The organism is Paenibacillus pinistramenti, assembly GCF_005869875.1.
In the GTDB taxonomy this organism is placed as follows: Bacteria; Bacillota; Bacilli; order Paenibacillales; family Paenibacillaceae; genus Fontibacillus; species Fontibacillus pinistramenti.
In genome coordinates this window covers 24,431-50,775 of sequence record NZ_VAWG01000020.1, presented here as the reverse complement: position 1 = coordinate 50,775, position 26,345 = coordinate 24,431, and the positions used below count along the sequence as shown (strand labels likewise).

The 26,345-nt window shown below is 45.8% G+C and carries 27 protein-coding genes; 24 read left to right on the top strand and 3 right to left on the bottom strand.

Annotated elements, in window-relative coordinates; genetic code table 11:
• From FCN15_RS17045 to FCN15_RS16975, 15 genes are all read left to right on the top strand, one after another.
• Positions 1 to 1,416, top strand: a 1,416-nt coding sequence (locus tag FCN15_RS17045; RefSeq protein ID WP_238996727.1) for a helicase-related protein, incomplete at its 5' end; no start/stop codon positions are given.
• Positions 1,417 to 1,510: 94 nt separating this feature from the next.
• Positions 1,511 to 2,365: a ComF family protein gene (locus FCN15_RS17040; RefSeq protein ID WP_138496180.1), complete on the top strand. Its 855-nt coding sequence runs from the start codon at positions 1,511 to 1,513 to the stop codon at positions 2,363 to 2,365.
• 123 nt (positions 2,366 to 2,488) lie between these two features.
• On the top strand, positions 2,489 to 2,896 hold the full coding sequence (locus FCN15_RS17035; protein WP_138496179.1) for a flagellar protein: 408 nt from the start codon (positions 2,489 to 2,491) through the stop codon (positions 2,894 to 2,896).
• A gap of 99 nt (positions 2,897 to 2,995) precedes the next feature.
• On the top strand, positions 2,996 to 3,286 hold the full coding sequence (flgM, locus tag FCN15_RS17030) for a flagellar biosynthesis anti-sigma factor FlgM (RefSeq protein WP_138496178.1): 291 nt from the start codon (positions 2,996 to 2,998) through the stop codon (positions 3,284 to 3,286).
• The gene (locus FCN15_RS17025; RefSeq protein WP_338044383.1) at positions 3,276 to 3,791 is read left to right on the top strand and encodes a flagellar protein FlgN; all 516 of its coding nucleotides are present in this window, start codon (positions 3,276 to 3,278) and stop codon (positions 3,789 to 3,791) included. Before flgM ends, FCN15_RS17025 begins: the two co-directional genes overlap by 11 nt.
• A gap of 15 nt (positions 3,792 to 3,806) precedes the next feature.
• Positions 3,807 to 5,330, top strand: coding sequence for a flagellar hook-associated protein FlgK (flgK, locus tag FCN15_RS17020; RefSeq protein ID WP_138496176.1), 1,524 nt, complete (start codon positions 3,807 to 3,809; stop codon positions 5,328 to 5,330).
• A gap of 27 nt (positions 5,331 to 5,357) precedes the next feature.
• Positions 5,358 to 6,266 (top strand): flagellar hook-associated protein FlgL, encoded by a 909-nt coding sequence (gene flgL, locus FCN15_RS17015; RefSeq protein ID WP_138496175.1) that lies wholly within the window; start codon positions 5,358 to 5,360, stop codon positions 6,264 to 6,266.
• Between the two features lie 173 nt (positions 6,267 to 6,439).
• The gene (locus tag FCN15_RS17010) at positions 6,440 to 6,889 is read left to right on the top strand and encodes a flagellar assembly protein FliW (protein WP_138496174.1); all 450 of its coding nucleotides are present in this window, start codon (positions 6,440 to 6,442) and stop codon (positions 6,887 to 6,889) included.
• Complete coding sequence (gene csrA / locus FCN15_RS17005; RefSeq protein WP_138496173.1) at positions 6,889 to 7,119, top strand: carbon storage regulator CsrA; 231 nt, start codon at positions 6,889 to 6,891, stop codon at positions 7,117 to 7,119. The genes FCN15_RS17010 and csrA overlap by 1 nt, the downstream gene beginning before the upstream one ends.
• A 141-nt stretch (positions 7,120 to 7,260) precedes the next feature.
• A complete protein-coding gene (locus FCN15_RS17000; protein WP_138496172.1) occupies positions 7,261 to 8,028 on the top strand; it encodes a flagellin N-terminal helical domain-containing protein in 768 nt (255 codons plus the stop codon).
• A gap of 102 nt (positions 8,029 to 8,130) precedes the next feature.
• A complete protein-coding gene (locus FCN15_RS16995; protein WP_138496171.1) occupies positions 8,131 to 9,198 on the top strand; it encodes a glycosyltransferase in 1,068 nt (355 codons plus the stop codon).
• Positions 9,199 to 9,317: 119 nt separating this feature from the next.
• Positions 9,318 to 9,671 carry a flagellar protein FlaG gene (locus FCN15_RS16990; protein ID WP_138496182.1) on the top strand — a complete coding sequence of 118 codons (354 nt, stop codon included), beginning with the start codon at positions 9,318 to 9,320 and terminating at the stop codon, positions 9,669 to 9,671.
• Positions 9,672 to 9,681: 10 nt separating this feature from the next.
• Positions 9,682 to 11,424 (top strand): flagellar filament capping protein FliD, encoded by a 1,743-nt coding sequence (fliD, locus tag FCN15_RS16985; protein ID WP_138496170.1) that lies wholly within the window; start codon positions 9,682 to 9,684, stop codon positions 11,422 to 11,424.
• Positions 11,425 to 11,445: 21 nt separating this feature from the next.
• A complete protein-coding gene (gene fliS / locus FCN15_RS16980) occupies positions 11,446 to 11,850 on the top strand; it encodes a flagellar export chaperone FliS (RefSeq protein ID WP_138496169.1) in 405 nt (134 codons plus the stop codon).
• Positions 11,843 to 12,169: a hypothetical protein gene (locus FCN15_RS16975; protein WP_138496168.1), complete on the top strand. Its 327-nt coding sequence runs from the start codon at positions 11,843 to 11,845 to the stop codon at positions 12,167 to 12,169. The genes fliS and FCN15_RS16975 overlap by 8 nt, the downstream gene beginning before the upstream one ends.
• A gap of 51 nt (positions 12,170 to 12,220) precedes the next feature.
• On the opposite strand, the gene FCN15_RS16970 is transcribed toward FCN15_RS16975, so the two are convergent.
• From FCN15_RS16970 to FCN15_RS16960, 3 genes are read right to left on the bottom strand one after another with little or no spacing between them, the layout of a single operon-like run.
• Positions 12,221 to 14,191: a glycosyltransferase family 2 protein gene (locus FCN15_RS16970; RefSeq protein WP_138496167.1), complete on the bottom strand. Its 1,971-nt coding sequence runs from the start codon at positions 14,189 to 14,191 to the stop codon at positions 12,221 to 12,223.
• Positions 14,188 to 14,586 carry a glycerol-3-phosphate cytidylyltransferase gene (tagD, locus tag FCN15_RS16965; protein ID WP_138496166.1) on the bottom strand — a complete coding sequence of 133 codons (399 nt, stop codon included), beginning with the start codon at positions 14,584 to 14,586 and terminating at the stop codon, positions 14,188 to 14,190. Before tagD ends, FCN15_RS16970 begins: the two co-directional genes overlap by 4 nt.
• A gap of 16 nt (positions 14,587 to 14,602) precedes the next feature.
• The gene (locus FCN15_RS16960; RefSeq protein ID WP_138496165.1) at positions 14,603 to 16,084 is read right to left on the bottom strand and encodes a CDP-glycerol glycerophosphotransferase family protein; all 1,482 of its coding nucleotides are present in this window, start codon (positions 16,082 to 16,084) and stop codon (positions 14,603 to 14,605) included.
• 218 nt (positions 16,085 to 16,302) lie between these two features.
• Here FCN15_RS16960 and FCN15_RS16955 point away from each other — a divergent pair, with 218 nt between their 5' ends.
• From FCN15_RS16955 to FCN15_RS16915, 9 genes are all read left to right on the top strand, one after another.
• Positions 16,303 to 16,989, top strand: a complete 687-nt coding sequence (locus tag FCN15_RS16955) for an IspD/TarI family cytidylyltransferase (protein ID WP_138496164.1) — start codon at positions 16,303 to 16,305, stop codon at positions 16,987 to 16,989.
• Positions 16,990 to 16,993: 4 nt separating this feature from the next.
• A complete protein-coding gene (locus FCN15_RS16950) occupies positions 16,994 to 17,701 on the top strand; it encodes an SDR family oxidoreductase (protein ID WP_138496163.1) in 708 nt (235 codons plus the stop codon).
• A gap of 17 nt (positions 17,702 to 17,718) precedes the next feature.
• Entirely contained in the window at positions 17,719 to 19,269 is a 1,551-nt protein-coding gene (locus FCN15_RS16945; protein WP_162515394.1) for a CDP-glycerol glycerophosphotransferase family protein, read from the top strand.
• Positions 19,269 to 19,991, top strand: a complete 723-nt coding sequence (locus FCN15_RS16940) for a YqiA/YcfP family alpha/beta fold hydrolase (RefSeq protein WP_162515393.1) — start codon at positions 19,269 to 19,271, stop codon at positions 19,989 to 19,991. Before FCN15_RS16945 ends, FCN15_RS16940 begins: the two co-directional genes overlap by 1 nt.
• Positions 19,992 to 20,259: 268 nt before the next feature.
• Positions 20,260 to 20,457, top strand: coding sequence for a cold shock domain-containing protein (locus FCN15_RS16935; RefSeq protein WP_094094426.1), 198 nt, complete (start codon positions 20,260 to 20,262; stop codon positions 20,455 to 20,457).
• Between the two features lie 217 nt (positions 20,458 to 20,674).
• Complete coding sequence (gene hpf / locus FCN15_RS16930) at positions 20,675 to 21,238, top strand: ribosome hibernation-promoting factor, HPF/YfiA family (RefSeq protein WP_138496160.1); 564 nt, start codon at positions 20,675 to 20,677, stop codon at positions 21,236 to 21,238.
• 251 nt (positions 21,239 to 21,489) lie between these two features.
• Positions 21,490 to 23,994: a preprotein translocase subunit SecA gene (gene secA, locus FCN15_RS16925; protein WP_138496159.1), complete on the top strand. Its 2,505-nt coding sequence runs from the start codon at positions 21,490 to 21,492 to the stop codon at positions 23,992 to 23,994.
• A 182-nt stretch (positions 23,995 to 24,176) separates the two neighbouring features.
• Positions 24,177 to 25,290, top strand: a protein-coding gene (gene prfB / locus FCN15_RS16920; protein ID WP_138496158.1) for a peptide chain release factor 2 whose coding sequence is annotated in 2 segments (ribosomal slippage) — positions 24,177 to 24,248 and positions 24,250 to 25,290 — 1,113 coding nt in all. Because the reading frame shifts where the segments join, the coding sequence is not laid out codon by codon here.
• A gap of 129 nt (positions 25,291 to 25,419) precedes the next feature.
• Positions 25,420 to 26,307 (top strand): YitT family protein, encoded by an 888-nt coding sequence (locus FCN15_RS16915; protein ID WP_138496157.1) that lies wholly within the window; start codon positions 25,420 to 25,422, stop codon positions 26,305 to 26,307.
• The last annotated feature ends 38 nt before the right edge of the window (positions 26,308 to 26,345 follow it).

Below are 26,345 nucleotides of genomic sequence, written 5' to 3'. Positions count from 1 at the left end.
GCCCGGAGTTCAGGCCTTTGCTCTTCCGATCTTACCGCCGCGGCCCGCCCAGCCCCCACCGGTCAGGAGCTCGACCGGTGGGGGCTCAGCCCTGCGCAGCGCGAGGCAGCCGCCGCCGCGCTGCAGTTCCTCGCCGGGGCATCCCTCTCGCCCCGTCGCCCTGCCCGGCCTTGGCACGCGTCCCGCTTGAGGCAGGCAGCTTCGTCCCAGCTGCCTGCCTCACCCTGCGGCCCGCCCAGCACTAAGCAGTCTGCCCCGTACAGACGCTCCGCCCTGCATAGGAGCCCAGCCTTTCCCTGGCGCTTAAATCCATGGCGCCCGTTCCGCTCTGAGCGCTCTGCCCCGCATCGGCACTTCTCTTCATCCGGGCGCCCAGCCCAGCCAGATCTCCCAGCCCCATCCCACCCCGCCGCCGGCCGGCCGGGCCGCTTTCTGCTCTGGGCCGTGACCGGGGCCGGCAAGACAGAGATGATTTTCCCTCTGCTTGCCTATGTGCTGCAGGCGGGAGGCCGCGCTCTTGTTGCCACGCCCCGCAGGGATGTGGTGCTGGAGCTGGCGCCAAGGCTGGCCAAGGTTTTTCCGGAGGAGCGCATGAGTGTGCTGTACGGAGGGAGCGAGGACCGCTGGAAGACAGGCAATCTGGTGCTGGCGACTACACATCAGCTGCTGCGGTTCCGCGGAGCGTTCGATTTGGTCATTATAGATGAGCTGGACGCATTCCCCTACCATAACGATCCTATGCTGGCTTATGCGGCGGAAGCGTGCTGTAAGGATAAGGGACATTTCATATTTCTATCAGCTACACCGCCGCGGAGGCTGCAGCAGGATGCTTCGGCAGGGCGGTGCGGAGTAGCCAGGGTTCCAGCCCGCTTTCATGGCCACCCCCTGCCGGTGCCCCGGCGGATTCAGACGCCCGGCACGGCCGAGAGCATCAGCCGCCAGCGTCTGCCTGGTATTCTGCTTTCGGAGCTGCAGGTCTCCGTAAGAAGAGGAGCGCAGATCTTTCTGTTCATCTCCCGCATTCAGCAGATTGAACCGCTGCTTGCGCTTCTGCGCCGCAGGCTTCCCGGGATTCCGATTGAAGGAACCTCCTCTCAGGATAATCAGCGTTCCTCCAAGGTTCTGGCTTTCCGCAGCTGTCAAATCCGAATCCTGGTGACGACGACCATCCTGGAGCGGGGGGTGACGGTACCGCGCAGCGATGTTTTTATTTTGGATGCCGATAATGGATTATTTGATGAAGCCTCGCTGGTGCAGATGGCGGGACGTGCCGGAAGATCAAAGGAGGATCCGGCCGGCAAGGTTATATTCTTCTCCAGCCAGTCAACCTCAGCGCAGCGCGGGGCAATTCGCCAGATCAACCAAATGAACCGGATCGCCTACCGCAAAGGCTACCTTGGAGCAGCCAAGCCCTAACTTGAAAAAAGGCTGTGATGAATAAAAGTCCCGGCTGAAAGGCTGAAGGGCTCTGCTGGAGGCTTATTTTCCTTTTAAAAGGAGCGATAATCGAATGTCATCCTCAAAATCAATTGCTTCCCGGCTGCTTGCCCTGCTTGCGCCTCCGGTATCCCTGTGTATGGGCTGCGGCAGCCCAATCAGGCAGCCAGCTGCGGTATTTCCTGAACTATGTTTGGCTTGTGCAGCTGCCATTCCATGGATTGCCTCTCCCCGCTGTCCCCTATGCGGCAGAGGGATCGGCTGCCCGGACTGCACGAGGGGCGATTGGGCAGAGCATCGCTCGTTCATACTGAACCGCAGTGCCGTGGCTTATAATGACCGCATGCGTGAATGGCTTGGCCAATATAAGTACCGGGGGCGGGAGAGCCTGGCCCCTTTATTTGGCAGAATGATGGTCCGGGCGTACAAGCGTTTGGAAGAGGAGCAGCGTCAAATTCAGCGGAACCGGAGCTGGCGCATCGATCTGGTGACCTGTGTGCCCGTGAGTCCGTCAAGGCTGCTTGAACGGGGGTTCAATCAGGCGGAGGTTTTGGCCAAGGCGGTCGCCAGCGACGCCGGAGTTAAGTTTGTCCCGCTGCTGGAACGTTCACGCGACACGGAGAAGCAAAGCCTCAAATCGAGGTCCGAACGCCTGCAGGATATGAAAAAGGCTTTCGTTCCCCGTGCAGACGCCGCTGACCTGCTGAGACATGAGCTTGCCGGCGGAAGCGGAAGCAGAAGGCGCAGGGACTATTTTTCAACAACTGAACCCGTACTGGATCCCCAGCGTATCCTCCGGTTCCTGCTGGTCGATGACATCTACACCACAGGCAGCACGATCGGAGCCTGCTCGTCCCAGCTGGAGAGCCTGGCATCAGCCCTTGGAAGACAATCGGAAATTTATAGTTTGACTTGGGCGCGGTCCTGATTAACTTTGACAAATGATCTGCCGATATATATGGAAGTAAGAACGAAGACTTGCATTAGTAGGATGATTTCATTTAATATACGAGCAACCGCTATTATCATTTTTTTGGGTGGAGGAAATGGCATGAATCTGGATAATTGTCCTCGCTGCGGCAAACTATATGCAAAGAACTTTATGGGAATGTGCGGCAATTGCATTAAGGATATTGAAGCAGAATACGATAAATGTAAAACTTATCTCCGTGCGAACAAAGGGGCCCATATGCAGGAGCTGTCCGAGGCCACGGGCGTAAGCGTTAGACAAATTACCAAATTTATTCGCGAGGGCCGCATCTCTATCGAGAACAACCCGGGAATGATGTATCCGTGCGAGGTGTGCGGAACGACGATGCTCCGCGAGGGCACGATGTGCGAAAGCTGCCGGGCCCGTTTAACCCGGGATTTGAATGAGGCAGCGAAGACGATGAATGATGATGAATCGAACGGTGGTCCTACGACCTACGGGGCGGTTAATAAGCTTCGGAAAGACTAAAGCGGTTAAATTTAACTATTAATAATGTTTCAGTCTGTGCCGATAAACTTAGTAAAGATTATCGGCTTTTTATTTGATAAAGGAAGGTGAGAGTTAGTTATGAAAATTAACGAAACCGGCCGTGTCGGAGCCATTAATTCATATCAGCGTCAAGTTGACAATCAGCGTACGAATGACGATAAGAAGACAAAACGCAAAGATGAAGTTTCCATCTCCAGCGAAGCAATGGAACTGCTTAAAGCAAACGACAAGACGGCAGAATCAGGCAATTCTGAACGGATCCAACAGTTGAAAGAACAAGTTTCTTCAGGCACTTATCAGGTTGAAGCCGGCAAGATTGCCGAGAAGCTTGCACCGTATTTTACTCAATATCTGAAAAATGGGGAGTAACATGTCCGCTATTCATACCATCATTGACCTAATGGAACAGTTGAATGAAGCGCATCTTCATCTGATTGAACTGGGCGAAGAGAAGAAACAGGCTGTCATTAAGAATGATGTGAGCAAAGTGATTGCACTGGTCAACCGTGAAAGCAAACAGGTTAAGATCATCGAAGAGCTGGAACAATCGCGCACCAATCAGACCTTTTTGTTTTTGCAGGAGCATGGTATAAAATCGAAGCTTAACCTTACGGTTAGCGAGCTGTCCAGGCTTGTATTTGATCCCGAGGTTAAGCTTCAACTCAAAGAAACCCAAGCGAAGCTTCACACCACATTGCTGAAATTAAAGCGCCTGAACGAGCTGAATAAACAGTTGATTAAGCAGGCGCTTGACTATATTGATTACTCGATCGATCTGTTATCCTACCGGGATGACAACAGCCATATTTATCAGCACCCGGCAGAGAAGAATGCGGGCGCTTCAAAGCCTGGATTTTTTGATGCACGCGGTTAGAATGGAGGCGAGAAAGTGACTTCAACTTTTCATGGAATTGAAACTTCCAAACGGGGCCTGATGACCCAGACGACAGCGCTGAATACGACAGGTCACAATATTTCCAACGCAAACACGGCGGGGTATACGCGTCAGGTCGTCAATATGTCTGCAAGCAGCCCCATGGAAGCTTACGGCTTATCGCGCTCAACAAGCACAGGGCAGATTGGAACAGGGGTAGAGGCTACCTCGATCAAGCGGATCCGGGACACCTTCCTGGATTCCCAGTACCGTTCCGAGAACTCTGCACTGGGCAGCTGGGACATTCAATACAGTAATCTGGACAAGATCCAGACGATTATGAATGAGCCTTCGGATACCGGTCTTCAAACGGTTCTGGATAACTTCTGGAACGCCTGGTCCGATTTCAGCAACGACCCTAATAACACGACCAACCGGAACATTATCAAACAAACCACTTTGGCACTTACGGATTCGCTCAATAACATCAGCACCAAATTAAGTCAGCTGGATACAGACTTGTCCAGCAGCGTCACTCTTAAGGCTACTGAAGCCAACGGCTATCTGAGCCAAATTGCTGAGCTGAACGGCAGCATCAAGAAGATTGAAGGCCTTGGCGATGACGCCAACGATCTTAGAGACAAGCGGGACTATTATGTCGACCAGCTTTCCAAGCTGGGCAACGTATCGATAACCGAGCAGGCTGACGGGTATGAAGTCACTTTTGGGGGACAAGTCCTGGTGACCGGCCAAACGGTTAACAGTGAGGTGTCGCTGCAGACGCTTCAGGATGCCTATAACGGCGGAACCTTGTCCAGCGGTGAATTTAACGGTCTTTTCAAATCCAAAGCTTATGTCACCGATTATCAGACTCAAATGAATCAGCTGGCTAATACTATTGCTAACGGCGATGTAGAAGTGACGATTCCTTCAGGTTCGGTACTTCCGGAAGGGACTGTCCTGAACGGGGTCACTTATTCGGATGCTAACGGCAACCGGACGTTAAGCAGTGATTTAACTGTAACCGTCCAGGGCATAAACGGCCTCCACAAGCTGGGCTACAATTTGAGCGGCCAGGCCGGAGGCAATATCTTTGTTGCCAGCGATGGCGGAACATTGACTGCAGCGAACATTACATTAAGCACAGATATTCAGAACGACTCCAGCCTGATTGCTTCTTCAATGCGCTTAAGCGGCGGAACGGTCGTTTCAGGCAACAACTCGCTTGCTTTGCTGATGGAGAATCTGAAATACGCCAAATTCAGCGTAAGCAGCACCAATTCGACAACCATTAACGATTACTTATCTGCTACCATGGGCCAGCTTGGCGTTCAAACCGAGGACGCACAGCGGGAACTGGAGAACTCCCAAACCCTGGTGGACCAAGTCGACAGCTCCCGCCAATCGGTGAGCGGTGTCTCTCTTGACGAGGAAATGAGTAATCTGATCAAGTTCCAGCAGGCATACAGCGCCTCCGCCCGGTTTATGACCACCTATGATGAAATCCTGGATAAGCTGATCAACGGAACTGCCGTATAACGTGCTGTGAAATAGGAGGGATAAGCAATGGCAATACGTATTACTTCTGGTATGATGCATACGCAGCTGCTGGGCAACCTGAATAACACGATGTACAGCGTGAATCAGCTGCAGGAGCAAGTGTCAACGGGAAGAAAGATCAACAAAGCTTCTGATGACCCGGTAGGTGCAACTTATGCTCTGAAATACCGGTCCGAGCTGAAATCCAACGACCAGTATCAGACGAATGTCGATGCTTCGCTAAGCTTGCTGAACTATACAGACTCCATCATGGACCAGGCCGGACAAGTGATGACCAAGCTGAAGGAGCTTGTGGTTCAGGGCTCAAGTGATACGATGTCGGAGGCCGACCGGACATCGATTAAGAATGAAGTTGAGGAACTTAAGAAGCAGATGGTCGACCTGGGGAACAGCCAGTTAAATGACAAATATATTTTTAACGGCCAGCAATACGACAAGAAGCCGTACGAGCTTTCTTCCACCGTTACAAGCTATGGAGACATTGATACAGATACCGGTGCAATTAGTTATACTATTACAAGCGGGGTAACTCTGCAGGCTAACTCAAGCGGTTCTGATTTCTTCGGAAGCAGCCAGGATACGGATAATGTCTTCGATCTTATGGATAAGGTTATTGAGGATCTGGATTCGGGAGACAGTACGGATTTAGCCAATCAGCTTACCGGCATCGAGTCGCGTACAAGCAAAATGCTTGCGGAACGCGCAGAAGTAGGGGCGATCACCAACCGGGCAGAGCTCGTGCAAAGCCGTCTGGAGTCGGAAGAAGACAACGTTACGGAATTGCAGGCTAATACAGAGGATGCCGACATTGATAAACTGATGATTCAGGTAACGACAGCACAAACGATTTACGAATCGGCTCTGAAGGCTGCCTCAAGCGTGATGAGTACCTCTTTGGTCGATTTCATGAGCTAATGTCTTTAGCTAAATCCTTTTAGCTGATACCTTTGAGCAAGACAGAGATAATGAAGCTTTATAGTTATAAAACAGCGTGAAGGTTAAATACGGCTATGGACGTCTTGTCCATAGCTTTTTTATAAAGTGAAGAATTAAGAGGGAATAATAGCAATTACTTAGGAGTGAAAGATATGGAGCATCAATTTAATCAGTATGCAGGCACGGGAGTTATCAATGAAAGCTTGCTTCAGTTCCCTAAAGGCATTCCAGGCTTTCCGCACCTGACTCAGTTTGAGCTGCACCATCATGATGAGCACTTTAGTGTCCTGCAATCGCTTCAGGAAGAAGAGACTGCATTTATTCTGGTTGATCCTTTTCCATATATCAAGGATTATGAGTTTGAGGTTCCGGAAGATGCGCTAAATGAGCTTCAGATCAAGGACGAGACGCAGATTGCCGTAAGGTGCATTGTAACCTGGCACAGCCAAAAGGAGAAAGTCTGCGTTAATTTAGTAGCTCCAGTCCTCTTTAACGTTGAAACTAAAGCAGGCAAACAAGTTGTCCTTCAAAATACGGCTTATACAACACGGACCCCTCTATGGGGACAAGAGTCAACACATAAGGAAAGCGGGGAACTGTAATGCTCGTTTTATCAAGGAAAAAAGGAGAAACGCTCGTTATTGATGAGAACATTGAGATAACCGTGCTTGCTATAGATGGAGAAACGGTTAAGCTTGGCATTTCCGCGCCGAAGAATGTAGATATTTATAGAAAAGAGATCTTTGAGGCCATTCAGCAGAGCAATCAGCAGGCTGCAATGGACGTAAAACAGCTGAGTCAATTCAAGCAATTTCACGAAAAAAAAGATTGATTATTTTGGCCTAAGCTATTCAAATTACGAAATTTTGGTCGATATATTAGTTAGAGCCAATCGCCGGGGCGGCCGATCCGGTTGAGAAAGCCGAAACCACATGGATGTGGGAATTTACTTATTTCAGGGAGGAAATAACCAATGATTATCAACCACAATATTGCCGCGTTGAACACTCAGCGCAACTTGAACCTTAACAACACTGAAGCTAACAAATCCATGGAGAAATTGTCTTCCGGTCTGCGCATCAACCGTGCAGCTGACGACGCCGCTGGTCTCTCCATCTCCGAGAACATGCGCGGTCAAATCCGTGGTTTGGAGCAAGCTCAACGCAACACTCAAGACGGTATCTCTTACGTACAAACAGCTGAGGGCGCGATGAACGAAGTAAGCTCCATGCTGACTCGTATGAAAGAGCTGAACGTTGAGAAATCCAACGGAACATACTCCAGCGATGACACAGCTAACATCGACCAAGAGTTGTCTGAACTTGGCGCGCAAATCGACAAGATTATGACAAACACTACGTTTAACGGTATCTCTATCACTAAAGGTGTAGACATTGTGACTGATGATACTGGTACTACTATCTCAATTAACTCTATCTCCACTGGTTCTTTCAGCGGTTTGGACTCCGGTACTTCCCTCGAGAGCATTACAGATGCAATCACTGCAGTTGCTTCCGAGCGTGCTAAACTGGGTGCTAAACAAAACCGTCTGGAGTATACTTCCAACAACTTGGGAACTACTGTAGAGAACCTGACTGCAGCTGAATCCCGTATCCGTGATACAGACATGGCTAGTGAAATGGTTAAGCTGACCAAGAACAACATCTTGCTGCAAGCTTCCCAATCCATGCTGACACAAGCAAACTCCTCTACTCAAGGCGTATTGTCCCTGCTTCGTTAATTCGCTCTTTGATACGAGAAGTTCGAGAGGCCTTAGATTATCTAAGGCCTCTTTCTTTTTATAGGAAGGACAGCTCAATGCAATAAACTAAGGAGATTTAAGATGATTAAAATCGCGTTAGTCATGATCGTTAAGAATGAAGAAACAGTTCTGGAACGCTGCTTAAAGAGTGCTGCATCAATGGTAGATGAGATCATCATTGTGGACACCGGCTCTACCGACCAAACGAAGCAAATTGCGGAGAAGTGGAAAGCACAGGTATATGATTTTGAATGGACACAGGATTTTTCGCTTGCCCGGAATTTTGGACTTCAGCAGTCGACAGCAGACTGGAACCTGATTTTGGATGCAGATGAATATATCCATGAAGCGGATTGGGAGAAGGTAAAATCCCTTTTGACAGTGCAGTCTCCAGCCGAATTTGTAGGAAGAATTACCATAGTTAACGAGACGATTGTTAACGGGGAGTTCAGTAAAGCAACCAACAGAATACCGCGTTTACTGCCGGCTGGTGTTAGGTTTCAAGGCAAAATTCATGAACAGATAAGTGAACAATGGAGGAGAGTCGACCTCCCGATCACCGTACACCATGACGGTTATTTAAACCAGAATAAATCTGCGCGGAATATTCCGATTTTAGAGCAGGAGCTCAAGGCACATCCGGAAAGCCCCTATTACTGCTACCAACTGGCTAAGGAGTTTGAAGGGACTTCCGATTATGCGCAAGCGAAGCATTACTATGAGAAGGCCTATAAGCTGTTATCCGGCAAGGAGAGATATGCTCCTAACGTAGTCGTTGCTTACTTATACGTTTTAATAAAGCTGGGTCAGTTAGAAGAGGCTTGGGATATTATTCAGCCGCAGCACTCCTGGCTGCAGAATTTTCCTGATTACCATTTTGTTTGTGGAATCTTTTATTTGGACTGGATTATGCTAAGCCCGGAACAGAGAATAAAGGATCTGCCTTTGATCGAGAAAAGTTACTTGCGCTGTCTGGAGATAGGCGAAACCGCAGTTTATGACAGCGTTGAGGGAACGGGCTCCTATGCGGCTTTGTATAACTTGGGGAACTACTACGAAGTATTAGGAATGAAGGGAAAAGCGGTTGAGTGTTTTCAGAAAGCTGCAAACCTAGGCTACGAGAAGGCTAAAACACGTTTAAATAGCTAATTTCTCTCGAATATTATAAAATGGCTTGACTAATTTGCCGATATATATATAAAGGATATTTTATGAAATGGAGCTGATTAATTGTGAATATTCCTCCGTATGGCAGCAATTCCCTGCCCATGAAGGAGAACGCAATAACGAAAGAATCAGTCAACCTTACATCCGAGAATCATACAGAACAGAGCCAGGATCCTGTTAATCAAGTGACTCAAGCTCAGGAAGCTGGACTGACTACTGGACTGACTATAGGGGAAGAGCAAAAGATGAAGATGGTCGACAATGCCTTGAAGGCATTATCGGGGCCAGATAGAGAGCTAGAAGTATCTATACATGAGAAAACACACGCCATTATGGTAAAGGTGCTTAATAAAGACACTGGCGAAGTGATTCGAGAAGTTCCACCGGAAAAAACATTGGATGCAATTTCTAAACTTATGGAAGTGGCGGGAATTTTAATAGATAAGAAGGTATAGGAGGGAAAATATGAGTAATGTTACCCGAATCTCCGGCTTCTCTTCGGGTCTGGATATTGACTCACTTGTAGAACAATTGATGTCAACCGAACAGACGAAGCTGGACAAACTGAATCAGCAGCAGACTAAAATAACCTGGACTCAAGAAGAATACCGTACGGTAAGTACATCTCTTGTTGATTTTAGAAATAATAAACTGCATAACTATTCGTTATCCAGTGCTATCAATGCAAAGCAATCCGTGGTTACAGGGAACACGAGTGCAGTTACCGCAACGGCAAACGGAGCTTCTTCAACTGGTACAATGAACGTTACGGTAAATAAATTGGCTACAGCAGCAAATGTCATTATTGATACTGGGGTTAAAGGGTCTGATGCTTCCGAAGCCTTAACATCCTTGAACGCGGGATTTTCGGGTTCTGTAACAGTAAACGGCCAGTCGATTTCTATATCCGCAACTGATACGATACAGGATCTGGTCGATAATATTAACGCTAAGTCGGCTGCCAAAGTAACGGCCATCTATGATCAAACGACGGGTAAAATCTCTATTACCAACAAAACTTTGGGTGAGGGCCAGGTTAGTTTGGGTGGGGACTTTAGTTCTGATTCAAAACCAATCTCTGTAAACAACTCAGTTTCATTGGCAGCTGCAACAGCGGACACAGCTTCCGATACTGCTGTATCCGGATTAACGGGATTTAATACCAGCGGGGGTACCATTTCAGTCAATGGCGCAAGTATTTCCTACTCATCGACCGATACGATTGATGATTTAATCTCAAATATTAATTCCAGCAGCACGGCCAACGTAACGGCAACGTACGACCAAACAACAGGGAAAATTTCCCTGGCCAGTAAATCCGGCGGCAATATCCAGTGGGGCGGAGACTTTGAAGGTTTGACATATACTTCCGGATCTAACGCAGAGGTCAATATCAATGGATTGGATATGACCTATACCAGCAACACGTTTACTGTAAATAATGTTTCGTTGACTTTAAATGCAGTTTCGGGTTCGAACGGTTCATCTACTGTAACGACCTCGACAGATACCAGTAAAATTATGGAAACCATTAAGTCTTTTATTTCAGACTATAACACTTTGGTTGACAAGCTGAATGACGAGCTGGATCAAGAGGTTTACCGGGACTATCAGCCACTCACAGACGCGCAGCGGGAAGAGATGACGGATGATCAGATTGAGCTTTGGGAAACCAAGGCAAAGAGCGGCCTTCTTTATAACGACAGCATTTTGAGCTCTACGGCGTCTAGCTTGCGGCTTACTTCCATGGCGGCCGTCCAAACCTCTGCTGGATCCATGAGCTTAAACTCTATAGGGATTACAACAGGTGACTGGTATGATAAAGGGAAATTGGTCATTAAAGATGAAGAAGCATTAATGGAAGCTCTTGAAACAAATCCAGATGCAGTTGTTGAGCTATTTACAAAGAGCGGTACGGATCAGAGTGTGACCAGCACATCTTCCGGTATTTTCACCCGAATGTCCAAAATTCTTTCGACTTCTTTAAGTTCTTTATCCGCTAAAGCAGGTACTTCAACTACAAGTACTTCCTTAACGGCAAGTTTCTTGGAGAATTCAACTCTGAGTGAACAGCTTCGCAATTTAAGTGATTCTATCGACGATGAAGAAGATCGACTAGACCGGTTAGAAGACAGTTATTACGCAAAGTTTACTGCGATGGAAACAGCGATCAACAGCTATAATAGTCAGGCCAGCGCATTTTCATAAGAATTAAGGAGGGATTAGGAAGTGCAGAATCCAGCATTGCTTAAATACCAACAAACTTCCATTCAAACTGCTACACCAGCACAGCTGCTCATCATGTTATATGATGGAGCTATCCGCTTTATTAACCAGGGGATTGAGGGGATAGAGAATAAGCGGTATGATCAGGCCAATTTATTTCTTTGTAAAGCTCAGGCTGTTATTCACGAGCTGACGGCATCACTGGATTTTAAATATCCATTAGCCAATAGCTTGTCGCAAATTTATGAATATATGATTTATAAGCTGATGCAGGGGAATATTAAGAAAGAGGTTCCTTTCTGCAGAGAAGTAGTGGAGCATCTTAAAGAGCTTCGCGAAGCCTGGAAAGAAGCTATTAAACTTGCCGATTCCAGTTCTACAGCAAAGGAAATCAATCAGCATGCTTGAAGAACTGCAGAGATTATATATGACTACCTCCAGATTGGCTGAAAATATTAATGAAGCTACGACAACGGATCTGGAGAGACTGGTCTTTCAAAGACAAGTTGTAGTCAATAAGATAAATAATTCAAATGGTTTGACCGAACAAGAGAAAGAAATTGCAGCGCAGTTAAAACAGTTTGATGAAATTATTGTAGGCCGGATGGAGCAGTTAAAGAATGAGGCTGCTCAAGGCTTGAAGAAGATAAGAATTTCTCAGCTTCAGAAGAACTCCTATAATGCGGCTTATACAGTGGGCAGCAGCTTCTTCGATTCAAAAAAGTAAGCAAAAAAGATAGAGACCATTCGGTCCCTATCTTTTTTGTATTTACAGCATTTAAAGGAGTTTTATAAAAGGCAGCCGGATATATTGCGGGTATTTCTCTCGAAACTGGTTGATTACTTCTTGCTGAAGGGGCCCCTGGAGACAGCGAATGAAAGAATAATAAAGATATTTGCGTTTATCATCCAGCTTTATGGCCATATGGAGGAATTCTGCAGCTTCATCAAGCATATTCTGGCTTAAGTAGTACATGCCAAGGTTTTCACAGCTTTCTGCTTCCAAACTATTTTTATTATAGAGAATAGAATAGTAGGCAACAGCGGTCTCCAGCTGATTCCGGCTGTAAAAATAGTTAGCCAAGCTGTTAACCAGCTTTGGATGCTGAACCTTGCTGATGAAGAAATCATAGGCTTCATATTGTTTAAGCAGATACAAATCTTTGGTCAAGTTAAATAACTGAACAGAGCAGGAATCCAGCAGCTCCTCATTAGTCTGCCCGTCGTCATGGATGACCTGATTGACAACCTGAGCAGCTGCTTTAATCAGCTCGTCCGGATCATCAATTAATGAGTTAACCGATGGAACAGGCTCTTTCCAGATCAAGGCCCCGAGCTGCAAGTGCCGTATGAGGGTCTCGCTCGTTTCAGTACGGCTAATACGTCTAACGATGGCTTCCCATTTATCCTGATCATTTTCCAATATGGCGAGCCGCAGCTGATCAGCAGGTCTAAGTTCAATTGGATCAGCTAGAAGGCAGCTGTAATGCTTGAACAAATCCAACTGGCCGACAGCTAACGCCGCCTGCATCAACAGAAGAAGATCGGAAGAGTCATCTAATTTGTACATACCATCAAGGAGTCTTCGGATAGAAGCGGTATCCTCGTTTTGGCTTAGCCAGTCCAGAAGCTTGATTAGAAGGTGAAGCTGATAAGGCTGATTCATCAGAAGCTTTGTCAGCCAGAAGATTCCCTCCGAAGGGCGGTTCAGACGGAACGATAACTCGGATAGGCGTTCAAGAGGGATTCGGCTTCCATAGTCAGGGCTTACCAGCCAGAATATATTTTTAGTTTTGGCCATACTTTCGGCATGGTCAATTGCTGCTTTATAATGAGTGATAGCCTCATCAAGCCAGCCAAGAAATTCATAATGCATGGCTTTAATCGTATAATACTCAGGGTAGTCCTTATAGAAGGACAAGTTGGCCTCGATAAGCCGCCAGGATTCCGTCAGCTCATCCAGCTTAAATTTGGCGTTAATGAGTCCGATCAATGCATGAGGATACCAAGCCTTTTTCTTAGTATTAGTGCCATTTACAGCATTTTGATAGCACTCTGCAGCCTTCTTGAAATTGCCGCTTGCCTGATACTCGTTCCCTAATGTGAAGTGGTCATAGGCATCGAAGGCATGTTTCTCCTTGAAGAGATCAAAGATCTCCATGTTTCGGGTATGCTTATCCTTCTCTTTAATGGTCTCCTGCAAATAGCCTGTATGAAAGATGCGAAAGGGCACATGAGAGAAACGCACTTGCACTCCAGGTCTTGACGAAACAAGCTGCTCATGAATAGGGCGTTCAAACCAAATATCCATAAAGTTAGGGAAGAGACGGTCGGCAGAGCTTTCCATCATATTTCCGCTCTTTTCGGTACCGGTATAATTAATAATGGACAGATTATAAACCACATGAGGCTGAGGCTCCTGGGTTTTAAGAAACTCGATCATTTTCTGTGCATCGCTGGCTGTCAAATATTCATCTGCATCCAGAACGAGGATCCATTTCCCGGTTGCACGTTTAAGGGCTTCATTCTTAGCAGCTGAAAAATCATTAATCCACTCAAAATCATAGACATGTTCAGTGAATTTTCTGGCGATTTCTTTTGTATGGTCCGTAGAGCCGGTATCAATAATAATCATTTCGTCTGCCGTATCTTTAACACTGTTAAGGCAGCGCTCCAGTACTTTTTCTTCATTCTTTACAATCATACATAAAGATAATAAACCCACGGTGAGGCTCCCTTCTTCGTTCAAATTACCAGATGATTTTTATAGTATTCCCTAATCTGTGAAGAGGAGATATCGGAGGTTCGTGAAAGATAGACAACCTCGCAATAGGGCTTGAGATCATCAAACTTGCCTTTCCAGTCGTCCCCTATAACAAAGGTGTCAATCTTATACTTCTGAACATCGGCTATTTTTTGCTCCCAGGAACACTCCGGTATAATCTCATCAACATATTTTATAGCTTCGAGAATTAGCTTGCGCTGCTCGTAGGGGAAGAAGGAATCTTTGCCTTTCCCCCTATTAAACTCATCTGTCGATAAGGCAACGGTCAGATGGTCGCCAAGCGCCTTGGCCCGCTGCAGCAGCAGAATATGTCCATGATGAAGAAGATCGAACGTTCCGTAAGTGATTACCTTTTTCATGTTTAATCCCCCTTCACTAACTAAGCTGGGCCACCTGCTGACGTGCTGCTTCCAGCAGCTCAGGTTCAGTGCTGTTCTTCATAGCCAATGTATAGTAATGCGATGCTGAATTTAGATTGCCGACCGACTGGTAAATGTAGCCGAGATTAAACATGATATGCGCATCTTTATCGTATAAGCGGTGGCCTGCGGTAAGCAGGTCGATTGCAGCGTCTGTTTTTCCTTGTAAAAAGTACAAAATCCCTTTAATAGACAAAATAGGAGCATCCGTACCTGAGCTCTGCTCATACTCTTTAATGGTTTGCTCAGCCAGTTCCAGGGAACCTTGCTCAATATATTTCGAGATTTGATCGCGAACTTTGCCTTGCAGCTCTTCCATCTCGGCTTTCTTATTCTGTTCTTCCCTTCTTTGTTGAAAAACCTCACTCACAGTCTTGTCGATTTCCTTCCAAACCCGCTCCGTTGATTTATTGTCCGTAAACGAATGAACCATCTTCTTTATGGTTTCTCTTTCCTGTTCGAAGTAGGATTTTTCCCCTAACAGCTTGGCGGCTTCTTGCTGCATTTCATCTTGTGTTAAGGCTTTTGGACCTGGTGCCCAGAAGTCATAGGGATCAATCAGAAAACCTCTTGTTTGCTGATACTCCTGGAGATCCACAGGTAAAAACAGAATCGGACGGTCCAGCAGTAAATAATCAAAATAAACCGAAGAATAGTCCGTGATTAATAGATCTGCAGCGCCTAAAAGCTCGTACAAGTCAAGCGCATGCCGCTTAAGCATCTCATCTGTGAGGAACAGAAGACCGTATTTCTTCCATTCTTCTATATCCTGCTTATAGAAGGCCTCTTCAAAAGGATGAAGTTTAACTATAAATTTTAAATTGTTTTTAGTTAGGAAGCTCTGAAAAGAGTGTTTATCAAAAGATTCAAAGCCGAATATATTATGAAAATCCTTTCCGCCCTCGAGTTTCTTGGGGGTAATGACAGAACGCCGGAAGGTGGGCATAAAGAAAGCCGCTTTATGATCTTTCAGCTCAGGAAAGAACTTCAGCAGCTTGTCCCGGCTGTCAGCATTAAACAAAGCATCATTTCTTGGCATTCCCGTTATGCTGTACTGTGTAATACGTGCGCCGTTACAGGCATTCATCAGCGTGTTGTACAGCGGAGAGTAAGACATAATTTTATCGAGCTGGGACCAGTAATGGTGAATTTTCTCCGAGCTGGCCGTTTCCTGGATATCCATCTTGGCCATGCCTTTAAGAGGAAAACCGTGCCAAAGCTCAATATTGATTTTCTCCTCAGAGGACATGTATTGTCCATGAGTGTTGATATAGATATCCGAGTCGTGGAGATGAGGGTCACGTTCTGCGTCTTCGTTGGTAATTAGGCGGATATTATATTTGGTTTTGATATCATTTGGGATATTCTGGTTCAAGAAATAAGTATTTGATCCTGAATTAGCGGTTTTAAACATCGTAATTTTTAATTTTTGGCTCATGTTTTATGCCCTTTCGATATACCCTTTATAGTTTGTGATACGCTTACTCCCCTTTATTTATCGGCAAAAATACTAGTTTAATTGATATAAAATAGACTAAGAATATAATTCCAAACATATTTACAACAGAAAATGTCAATAAATATCGAATAGATGTCGATATTATATATAAATTGAACTTTAAGTCTTTATAATATTCACTTGTTGGGAGATAGAGTATGAAGAAAACAAGTATGATCTTGCTGGCTGGTGGTCAGGGTACAAGGATGAAACAGGATATTCCAAAGCAGTTTCTTTTGCTATATGGCAGACCAATAATCGTCCATGTTTTAGAAAAGATCGAGCATATTCCTGAAATAGAAGAAGTTGTTATATCTTGTCCGGAGCAATATATTGAGAGAACACTTGAATTGATTGAAGTATATGGACTAAAGAAAAATATATTATGTATTGCAGGTGGGGAAACAAGACAAGAGTCAACATTTAAAGCACTCGAACATGTGAGGAATGAAAGTGTCATTATTCATGAAGCTGCCAGACCGTTTGTGACGGTCTCAGATTTTATGAATATTATGAAAGATTCTGAGGAGAACATAACCTATGCTTTAGATATTCCATTTACTGTTCTGAAAGGTGAAGGTTATATCATTGAAAATTTAAAGCGTTCGGAATTAATTAATGTTCAGTTGCCTCAAAAGTTCAATGTGAGTGAACTAAAATCTGCTCATAATTGGGCTGTTGCTAATAATAAAAATAGTTTCACTGAGGATGCAAGTTTGCTGTTTGAACATTCAGGAGCAAGTATAAAAATCATGAAAGGTAATGATTATAATTTAAAAATAACCACTCCTTTCGATTTCAAAATAGCTCCTACCATTTATCAAGAATATTTTATTGGAGAATGAGCATATGAAAACTTGCATAATTTCTGGTGCTAGCAAAGGTATAGGACGCGCTATAGCCATAGAATTGAGTAAGAGCGAGCGGAGCATTGAGAAGTTTATTTTAATTTCTAGATCTATTACTGAATTAGAAAAGACAAAAGGCTTTATGGATACTTCTAGCCTGGTTGAACTATACTCTATTGACTTTGCAAATATAGAAGAGACTCAAGAACAGTTAGCATCGTTATTTAAAGATAACGATGCTGACATTCTTATTAATTGCGCGGGTTACGTTGAACCACGCTCTATCTTAGAGACAACTATTGAGAATTGGGAAACAACATTTAAAGTAAATGTGAGTTCTATGTTTCTGATAACCAAAGAGGCAGTCAAAACAATGAAAAGCTCCGGCGGAAAGATTATTAACATCTCTTCTACTGCTGGGATGAGTGCAAGACCAGGTTGGAGTGCTTACGCTGCTTCAAAAGCAGCAGTTATTAATTTCTCGGAGACATTGTCTGAAGAGTTGAAAGAGTACGGGATAAAGGTATATTGCGTTTCGCCAGGGAGATGTGCAACAGATCTACGTAAAAAGTTGGCTCCTAACGAAGATCCCTCTACTATTATGCAACCAGAAGATATAGCGGGTGTTGTTCGTAGCTTAATCCCTGCATCTGGAGATTTTTTAGACGGACAAAATATTGTAGTAAGACAACAGGTGAAGAGTTACTAATATTGGAGGGCTACAATTTGAATAATAAAAAGTTTAAGCCAAGAGTAAAGTTAATTAATCATACGAGGGCCGGATGTAATTGCAGAGCATTATATGAAAATATTCCTGACTTCATTTCTGAAAAGTATGATGTGGAACTTTTAGTAAGCGATTTTTATACACAAGGTCCAGAGGAGATTGTAGATAGTGAAATAGTTGTGACGACTCATAGGGATTATATACCCACACCTTATCAATTAAATATAGAATTATGGCATGGATTTGGCCCGAAAACTACTGGGGCAATGGAGACAACAATAAGATCAATTAAAAATAGTAGAGAATATCTTTACTATTATTTTAAAAATATTAATATGATTGCTTCCTACTCACCTTTTTGTAGTGCAATGGTCAATGCTGGGTTTCATGTTACTGGAGAGGCATATAAAGTTACGGGAATGCCAAGGAACGATGCTTTGTTTAACTCCAAAGGAAGAGATAGACTACAAAGCATATTAAATAGAGATATCTCTAATAAAAAAATTATCTATTATATGCCTACTTGGAGAGATCAGTACGTTAACCTTAACAAAAGTGATGGTGGGCGCTCTTGGCAGAACATATTTGGAATTGAATACTTTGATTTCCATAAATTCGAGGAATTTTTAGAGCAGAATAATATGTTAATGGTGGTAAAACTGCATTATTTTGAGGAAAGACTTGTTGCGGATAAAGTGAAAGAACTTTTAAGTCCAAGTATTTACTTCCTGACAGAGGAAAAGTTAGCTGAAACGGATACAGGCACGTATGATATTTTAAATGCTGCTGATATGCTGATTTCGGACTATTCTTCAGTCTATATGGATTTCCTTTTATTAGATCGGCCAGTGATGTTCGTTCCGAGTGATTTAGAAAAATATAACTCTACCAGGGGCTTATGGCTGTCACCATATGATTTTTGGGCTCCAGGCCCGATAGTAGGTACGCAATCTGATTTGCAATCAGAAATAATTAAATCAATTACGAATCTTGATTACTTTAAACAGCAACGGAATTATGTTAAGTCTATTGTTCACCACTATCAAGATAGCTCTTCTTCCATTAGAGTATGGCAGGCTATTGACGCATTATGGGAAGGGAGAGATAAGAAAGGTGAATTCCTCAATAAAAGTATTGACGATGACATATTACTAATCAGAAATACTATTAAATCAAACATAAATAATATGCTTACACAAGGTTTTATTGATGAAGCAGCACATGCAATTGATGAATATGCGAAAGAAGCAAGTGATGATAAAGAACTTCTTACTCTAAAAGCCTCCTATCATTTTGTTAATAATGATATAAAAAAGGCAATTTTATTGTTGCGGGAGGACTACATTCTGCGTCCTGATCATCCAGAAACACTGTTTAATCTCGGATTTATGTATAAAGTAGAAGGGGATATAAGGAAATCATCGTATTATTTTGAAAGACTGATGGATGCTTATAAGAACTCGTGTACTGATATTAACGAGGAACTTATTGAGCAGGCCAAAGCGCATCTTTTAGAGAATGATAAATTATTTGTTGGGGTTCACTCATAGTGGATTTTGAATTTTGGATTAACAGTTGTAATGCTTTGTTAGTTGAGAAGTATATAAATGAAGAGGAGAAAAAGGTTGTAATTGATTATACAACTCAGAGTAAATATTTATATGTTTACTTCGGAGGTGTGAAAAGCGGTCTTGGTATTCCATTCTTTGAATTTTATAATATCTCCAGGGAAATTCAGTCGAAAAGAATATTTATTCGTGATTTTAGTCAAGCATGGTACCATTACGGATTAAAGACACGATCCATATCTAATATTGAGCAGTTAGCCCAATACTTAGATAGCTTGATTGAGCAGTCCCAAGCCCGAAAAGTGATATTGGTGGGCAACTCGATGGGAGGATATGCCGCAATTCTTCTTAGCTTGTTGCTAAAGACAAAAACCCAAGTAGTAGCATTTAATCCACAAACTTTTATTGGCGAGAAGCTATTCTCGGAAATGGGGGAAAGCAGGTGGATGAAAAAGGTTCGAAACATTCCGAGTGATGTAGTAGATTACTATTTAGATTTAAGTAAGTTAATTGAGGGGCGAAATAATCCGGATACTAAAATTGATATTTACTATTCGGAAAGCGATAAGCATCATGCATTGCGTTTAGATGGATATTGCAATATTTCCTTGAATTATTTCCCCTCCGTTTTCCATCACGATTTAGTAAAAGAATTAAGAGATTCCAGCGACTTAATACAAATTTTAGAAAGTTATCAAATATGAATTCAGTTGTTGTTTTATTGGAATTAAATCATAATTTTTTAATGTTCTGTTTCACCCTCGCCCTTCCGGTTTAATCATAAGTACAGGCTCCATTTTGTTTACGTCACAAAAACATGCGTCTCCTTGCGAAAGACAGCGGAAAAGACAGTTTTCTACATTTACCTACAATTAAACTGTTTTTACCCCGATTGACGTTGCGGGGGACCGGGTGGTATATTCGAGATGTGGGACTGACTCACTTATTTGACAATGAAGGGAATGTTAGTGCATGCAAGGTAAAGTTAAATGGTTTAACGCAGAGAAAGGCTATGGCTTCATCGAAACTTCTGAAGGTGGAGACGTATTCGTACACTTCTCCGCAATCCAATCTGAAGGCTTCAAAACGCTCGAAGAAGGACAAGACGTGGAATTCGACATCGTCGAAGGTGCACGCGGACCGCAAGCGGCTAACGTTATCAAATTATAATCATCCCGGCCAGGCCGACCTACATATAATGGTATTGATGGTTAACAATTGAATCGCTTAGCGTAGATGCAGACCTCAGAAATGGGGTCTTTTCTTTGTTTATCAGCAGGTTGTTCCGCTCCTGATTCCGGTCTCCTGTCCTGCCTGAACGGCCCGCCAACTTTTTTACACAGCGATTACAATGTGGTATAATGAAGGAGCAAAGGAGGCGTGCTTTATGGATAAACTAAGTGTTCGAGGTCAGCAGATTGAAGTTACAGGTGCTTTGCGTGATTACGTGAGCAAGAAGCTTAGCCGGCTAGAGAAATACTTTGATGCACCCCCCACCTCTGATACAAATGTGACGTTAAGTGTAGCTAAAGGCGTACACACCGTTGAGGTCACGATTCCGCTTCCGGGCGTACTGCTCCGGGCAGAGGATAAGAGCGATGATATGTACAGCTCGGTTGACGCGGTAGTGGACAAGCTTGAACGTCAGATTCGTAAGTACAAAACGAAAGTAAGCCGCAGACGCCAATCCGGTCTTAAAGGGCTTTCCGTCGAAGAACCTTTGGATGGTTCGCTCTTGGTGGAAACGGAGTCGGAAGAGGAGGATTACAACGGTCTGGAAGTTGTCCGGACGAAACGTTTTACTCTGAAGCCGATGGACGTGGAAGAAGCGATTTTGCAGATGGATTTGCTGGGCCACAATTTCTTCGTATTCTCCAACACGGAGTCGAGAGAAGTGAATGTCGTCTACAAACGGAATGACGGCAGATATGGACTGATTGCCCAGGATTAATTGGCATTAAAGCAAAGTGTTTGGCAGGATGTACGCCATAGCTGAGGTCCTTAAAGTGGCTAATTGGTGAATACGATATGAATTTATTTTGAAAAATGTTGATTAACGGAGCCTTATTCATACCCGAATAAGGCTCTTTATGCGTATATATAGATAGATATATGAATTGGCATCAACACCCGTGTTGCGGCGTGTCTTACAAACTGTTACAATTTAGGCAAACGACCTGTTTTGCGTGAAAGGGGAAAACCATGCTAGGACTTGTTAAGAAGATTTTTGGCGACATGAATGAGCGTGATGTCAAACGTCTTACGAAGACTGTGGACTTTATTAATACATTAGAACCTAAATTTACAGAGCTTACGGACGAGCAGCTTCAGGCGAAGACTGTTGAATTCCGGGAGCGGCTTGATAAAGGAGAATCGCTGGACGACCTGCTGCCGGAAGCTTTTGCTACGGTTCGTGAGGCTTCCAAGCGTGTGCTTGGCAAACGCCATTATGATGTACAGATGATCGGCGGTATGGCGCTGCATGAAGGCAGAATCGCTGAGATGAAAACCGGTGAAGGTAAGACGCTGGTCGGTACCCTGCCGGTTTATTTGAATGCTCTTCTAGGCAAAGGCGTACATGTGGTTACAGTGAATGATTACCTGGCGCAGCGCGACAGCGCGGAAATGGGCCGGATTTATTCTTTTCTGGGCATGACTGTCGGAGTGAACTTGAACGGTATGGAGCATGCCGACAAGCAGGCTGCTTACGCATGTGATATTACCTATGGTACGAATAACGAATTCGGGTTCGACTATCTTCGTGACAATATGGTCCTTTATAAGGAACAGATGGTACAGCGTCCGCTTTATTTCTGTATTATTGACGAAGTGGACTCCATTCTGGTCGACGAAGCGCGTACTCCGCTTATTATTTCCGGACAAGCGCAGAAATCGGCAGAGCTGTATTATGCTGCGGACCGTTTCGTGAAACGTCTGGTTAAAGAAGAGGATTATACAGTTGATATTAAGGTAAAATCGGTCGCTCTGACCGAAGCCGGTGTGGCTAAAGCGGAGAAAGCGTTCGGGATTTCCAATCTGTACGATCATACTCACGTAACGTTGAACCACCACATTGTGCAGGCGCTGAAAGCAAATGCGATTATGCGCCGTGACGTTGATTACGTGGTTTCGGAAGGCGAAGTGCTGATCGTTGACGAATTTACAGGCCGGATTATGCAGGGCCGCCGTTACAGCGACGGGCTGCACCAGGCTATCGAAGCGAAGGAGCAGCTGGAAGTTCAGAACGAGAGCATGACGCTCGCAACGATTACGTTCCAGAACTACTTCCGGATGTACCGCAAGCTGGCGGGCATGACCGGTACGGCGAAGACCGAGGAAGAGGAATTCAAGAAGATCTACGGTCTTGAAGTGCTCCAGGTGCCGACGAACCGTCCGAACCGCCGCGTCGATATGCCGGACATCGTATACAAGAGCGAAGCAGGCAAGTTCCGGGCCGTTGTCGACGAAATCGTCAAACGCCATGCGAACAAGCAGCCGGTGCTGGTCGGTACCGTTTCGATTGAGAACTCCGAGCTGCTGTCCGAAATGCTGAAACGCAAAGGCGTGCCTCATAAAGTGCTTAACGCCAAATACCATGCAGAGGAAGCGGAGATCATTTCCCATGCTGGTCAAGCGGGTTCGGTGACCATCGCTACAAACATGGCAGGCCGCGGTACGGACATCCTGCTGGGCGAAGGCGTTGAGGAAATCGGCGGTCTCCATATTATTGGTACAGAGCGGCACGAATCCCGCCGGATCGATAACCAGCTGCGCGGCCGTGCCGGCCGTCAGGGTGACCCGGGATCGACCCAGTTCTACCTGTCCATGGGCGATGAGCTCATGAAACGCTTTGGCGCTGACAACGTGCTGGCGATGATGGACCGTCTCGGCTTTGATGAGGATTCACCAATCGAAAGTAAAATGATTACCCGTGCGATCGAATCCGCCCAGAAGCGGGTAGAAGGCAATAACTTCGACGTTCGTAAGATCGTCCTGCAGTATGACGACGTAATGAATCAGCAGCGTGAAATTATCTACAAACAGCGCCGCGAAGTGCTGGAGTCCGATAACATCAAGCAGATCGTGCTGGATATGATCAAGCCGGTCGTAGAACGTATTGTCGAAGCGCACTGCAGCGATGATATTCCTGAGAACTGGGAGCTTGAAGAAGTCGCTGATTATGTGAATGCCAAGCTGCTCGACGGCGAATTGACCAAAGACGAGCTGTGGGGCAAAGAGAAGGAAGAGATGGTCGAGTATATTTTTGATAAAGTGCTGCAAAAATATAATGCCCGTGAGGAGCAAATCGGCCCTGAAATGGTGCGTGAGTTCGAGAAGGTTATCGTGCTCCGCTCCGTGGACAGCAAATGGATGGATCACATCGATGCGATGGATCAGCTCCGTCAAGGTATTCACCTTCGTGCATACGGCGGTACGGATCCGCTCCGCGAGTACCAGTTTGAAGGTTTTGAGATGTTCCATGAGATGATCGCAACGATCCAAGAGGAAATTGCGACTTACATCATGAAGGCTCAAATCGAAACGAACCAGGAGCGTCAGGCGGTTGTCGATGAGAACAAGGTCTCGACAAACGGCGAGCCTGCTGAGAAGCATCCGGTACAGCGCGGCGAAGAGATCGGCCGTAACGACCTTTGCCCTTGCGGCAGCGGCAAGAAATATAAACACTGCCACGGACAAGAAGCTTAAGTTTAAAGCTTATTCTCGCGGTCTGACTGATTCAGCCTTTTCCTTATACCTTAAATTTGGCTGTCCGCCCATATACGGCGGCGGTTACAATAGGATATGCTTTTTCTATAATAAGCCCCGTCTCTTCTTGAAGTCTTGGAATGAGGCGGCGGCTATACTTTTGCCTGAGGTGATATTTTCCGATGATCGATGTAAGCGTGAAACAGGATTTGCGTGAAGTAAGCAAGAAACTAACCAATCTTAGGGGGTCTCTTTGACTTAGATCTTAAGCAGGAGATGATCGCGAACTTCGAAGAGAAGATGGCGGCTCCAGATTTCTGGGATGATAACGACGCTGCGCAGCAGATCATTAACGAAATGAATGCGGTCAAGTCTTCCGTCGACCAGTACATGAAGCTGCAGCAGGACTATGACGATATTACGGTTATGATTGAACTGGCCGAAGAGGAAGGCGACGAGTCGCTGGAGTCCGACATTGCGGCTTCCGTAGCGGACCTTGTCGAGCGTCTGAATACGTTTGAGCTGCAGCTGCTGCTGAACCAGCCTTACGATAAGATGAATGCGATTCTTGAGCTGCACCCGGGCGCAGGCGGCACGGAGTCCCAGGACTGGGGCCAAATGCTGCTGCGGATGTACACCCGCTGGGCGGAGAAGAGAGGCTTCAAGGTGGAGACGCTGGACTATCTGCCAGGGGATGAAGCCGGCATCAAGAGCGTAACGCTGCTGATCAAGGGCTATAACGCTTACGGCTATCTGAAGGCGGAAAAAGGTGTTCACCGGCTCGTCCGCATCTCGCCTTTTGACTCATCCGGCAGACGCCATACCTCGTTCGTATCCTGCGACGTGGTACCGGAGATTTCCGACGATGTTGAGATCGAAATCCGGACCGAGGACCTCAAGATCGATACGTACCGCGCAAGCGGCGCCGGCGGCCAGCACATCAATACGACCGACTCGGCAGTGCGGATTACGCACATTCCAACGGGAATCGTCGTGACCTGCCAGAACGAACGATCTCAGATCAAGAACCGCGAGCGCGCGATGACGATGCTCCGTTCCAAGCTGTATGAACGCAAGATCGAAGAGCAGCAGAAGGAGCTGGCTGAAATTCGCGGCGAGCAGTCGGATATCGCATGGGGCAGCCAAATCCGCTCTTATGTGTTCCACCCGTACAGCATGGTCAAGGACCATCGCACCAGCGTGGAGACCGGGAATGTCGGGGCCGTTATGGACGGCGACCTGGATGCTTTTATCGACGGGTACTTAAGAAGCCAGATCAAAACAGATGCACAATAAATAGCCGTGTACAGCTCCCCGCAGGGTGCTCTCAGGCTGGGAAACCGCAGGTTTCCTTGCTGAAAGAGCGCTTTGTGGGGTGTTTTTATAAAGAAAAGTGCTTAGCTGCGTTAGAGGAGTGAAGAATGCATGCCGCCTAAAGGCCGCAAACGCCGGATGAATGAATGGGTGCCAGTGACTGGGCCTGGACGCCATGTCGCCGATACGCTGATGATTATGATCGGATCGTTTATTACATCGCTGGCTTTTAACCTGTTTCTGCTTCCTGCACACATCGCTTCGGGCGGGGTGTCGGGCATTTCTGTTATTCTGAATTATTCGCTGGGCGTCAATCCCGCTTATATCCAGTGGGCCTTGAACATTCCTTTGTTTATTGCCGGCTGGCTGCTGCTGGGCCGTGAATACTCGATCCGCTCGCTGCTCGGGACCATTTTACTGCCGATGTTTGTGCTGCTGACCCAGCATTGGGAGGCACCGACAACAGACCCGCTGCTGGCTTCCCTCTATGGGGGGATCGGCGTGGGCTTTGGGCTGGGCATTGTTTTTCGGGGGAGGGGCTCTACTGGCGGGTTGTCGACCCTGGCGCAAATCGTGCAGAAATACAGCGGGCTGAACCTGGCGACCTGCGTCATGCTGATGGATGGCACGGTGATTACGATTGCGGGATTTGTACTATCCTGGGAAAAAGCGCTCTACGCCCTGATCGGGCTGTATATTACCGGCAAAATTATCGACGCCGTCGAGCTGGGCTTCAGCTACACCAAAGTCGCTTATATTATCGCTGACAAGACAGACGAATTGACCGAGGCGATTCTGAATCATATGGACCGCGGGCTGACGAAGCTGGATGGGCATGGGGGATACACCGGTGATGAGCGGACGGTGCTGATGGTTGTCGTGAATCAGAGCGAGGTTACGCGGCTCAAGACGGTCGTGCAGGTCATCGACCCGAATGCTTTTGTCATTATCAGCAATGCGCATGGGGTTCTGGGCAAAGGGTTTAAGCGGACGGAATGAACGTTTGAACGCTTGAATGCTTGTCGACTAGAGCGGTA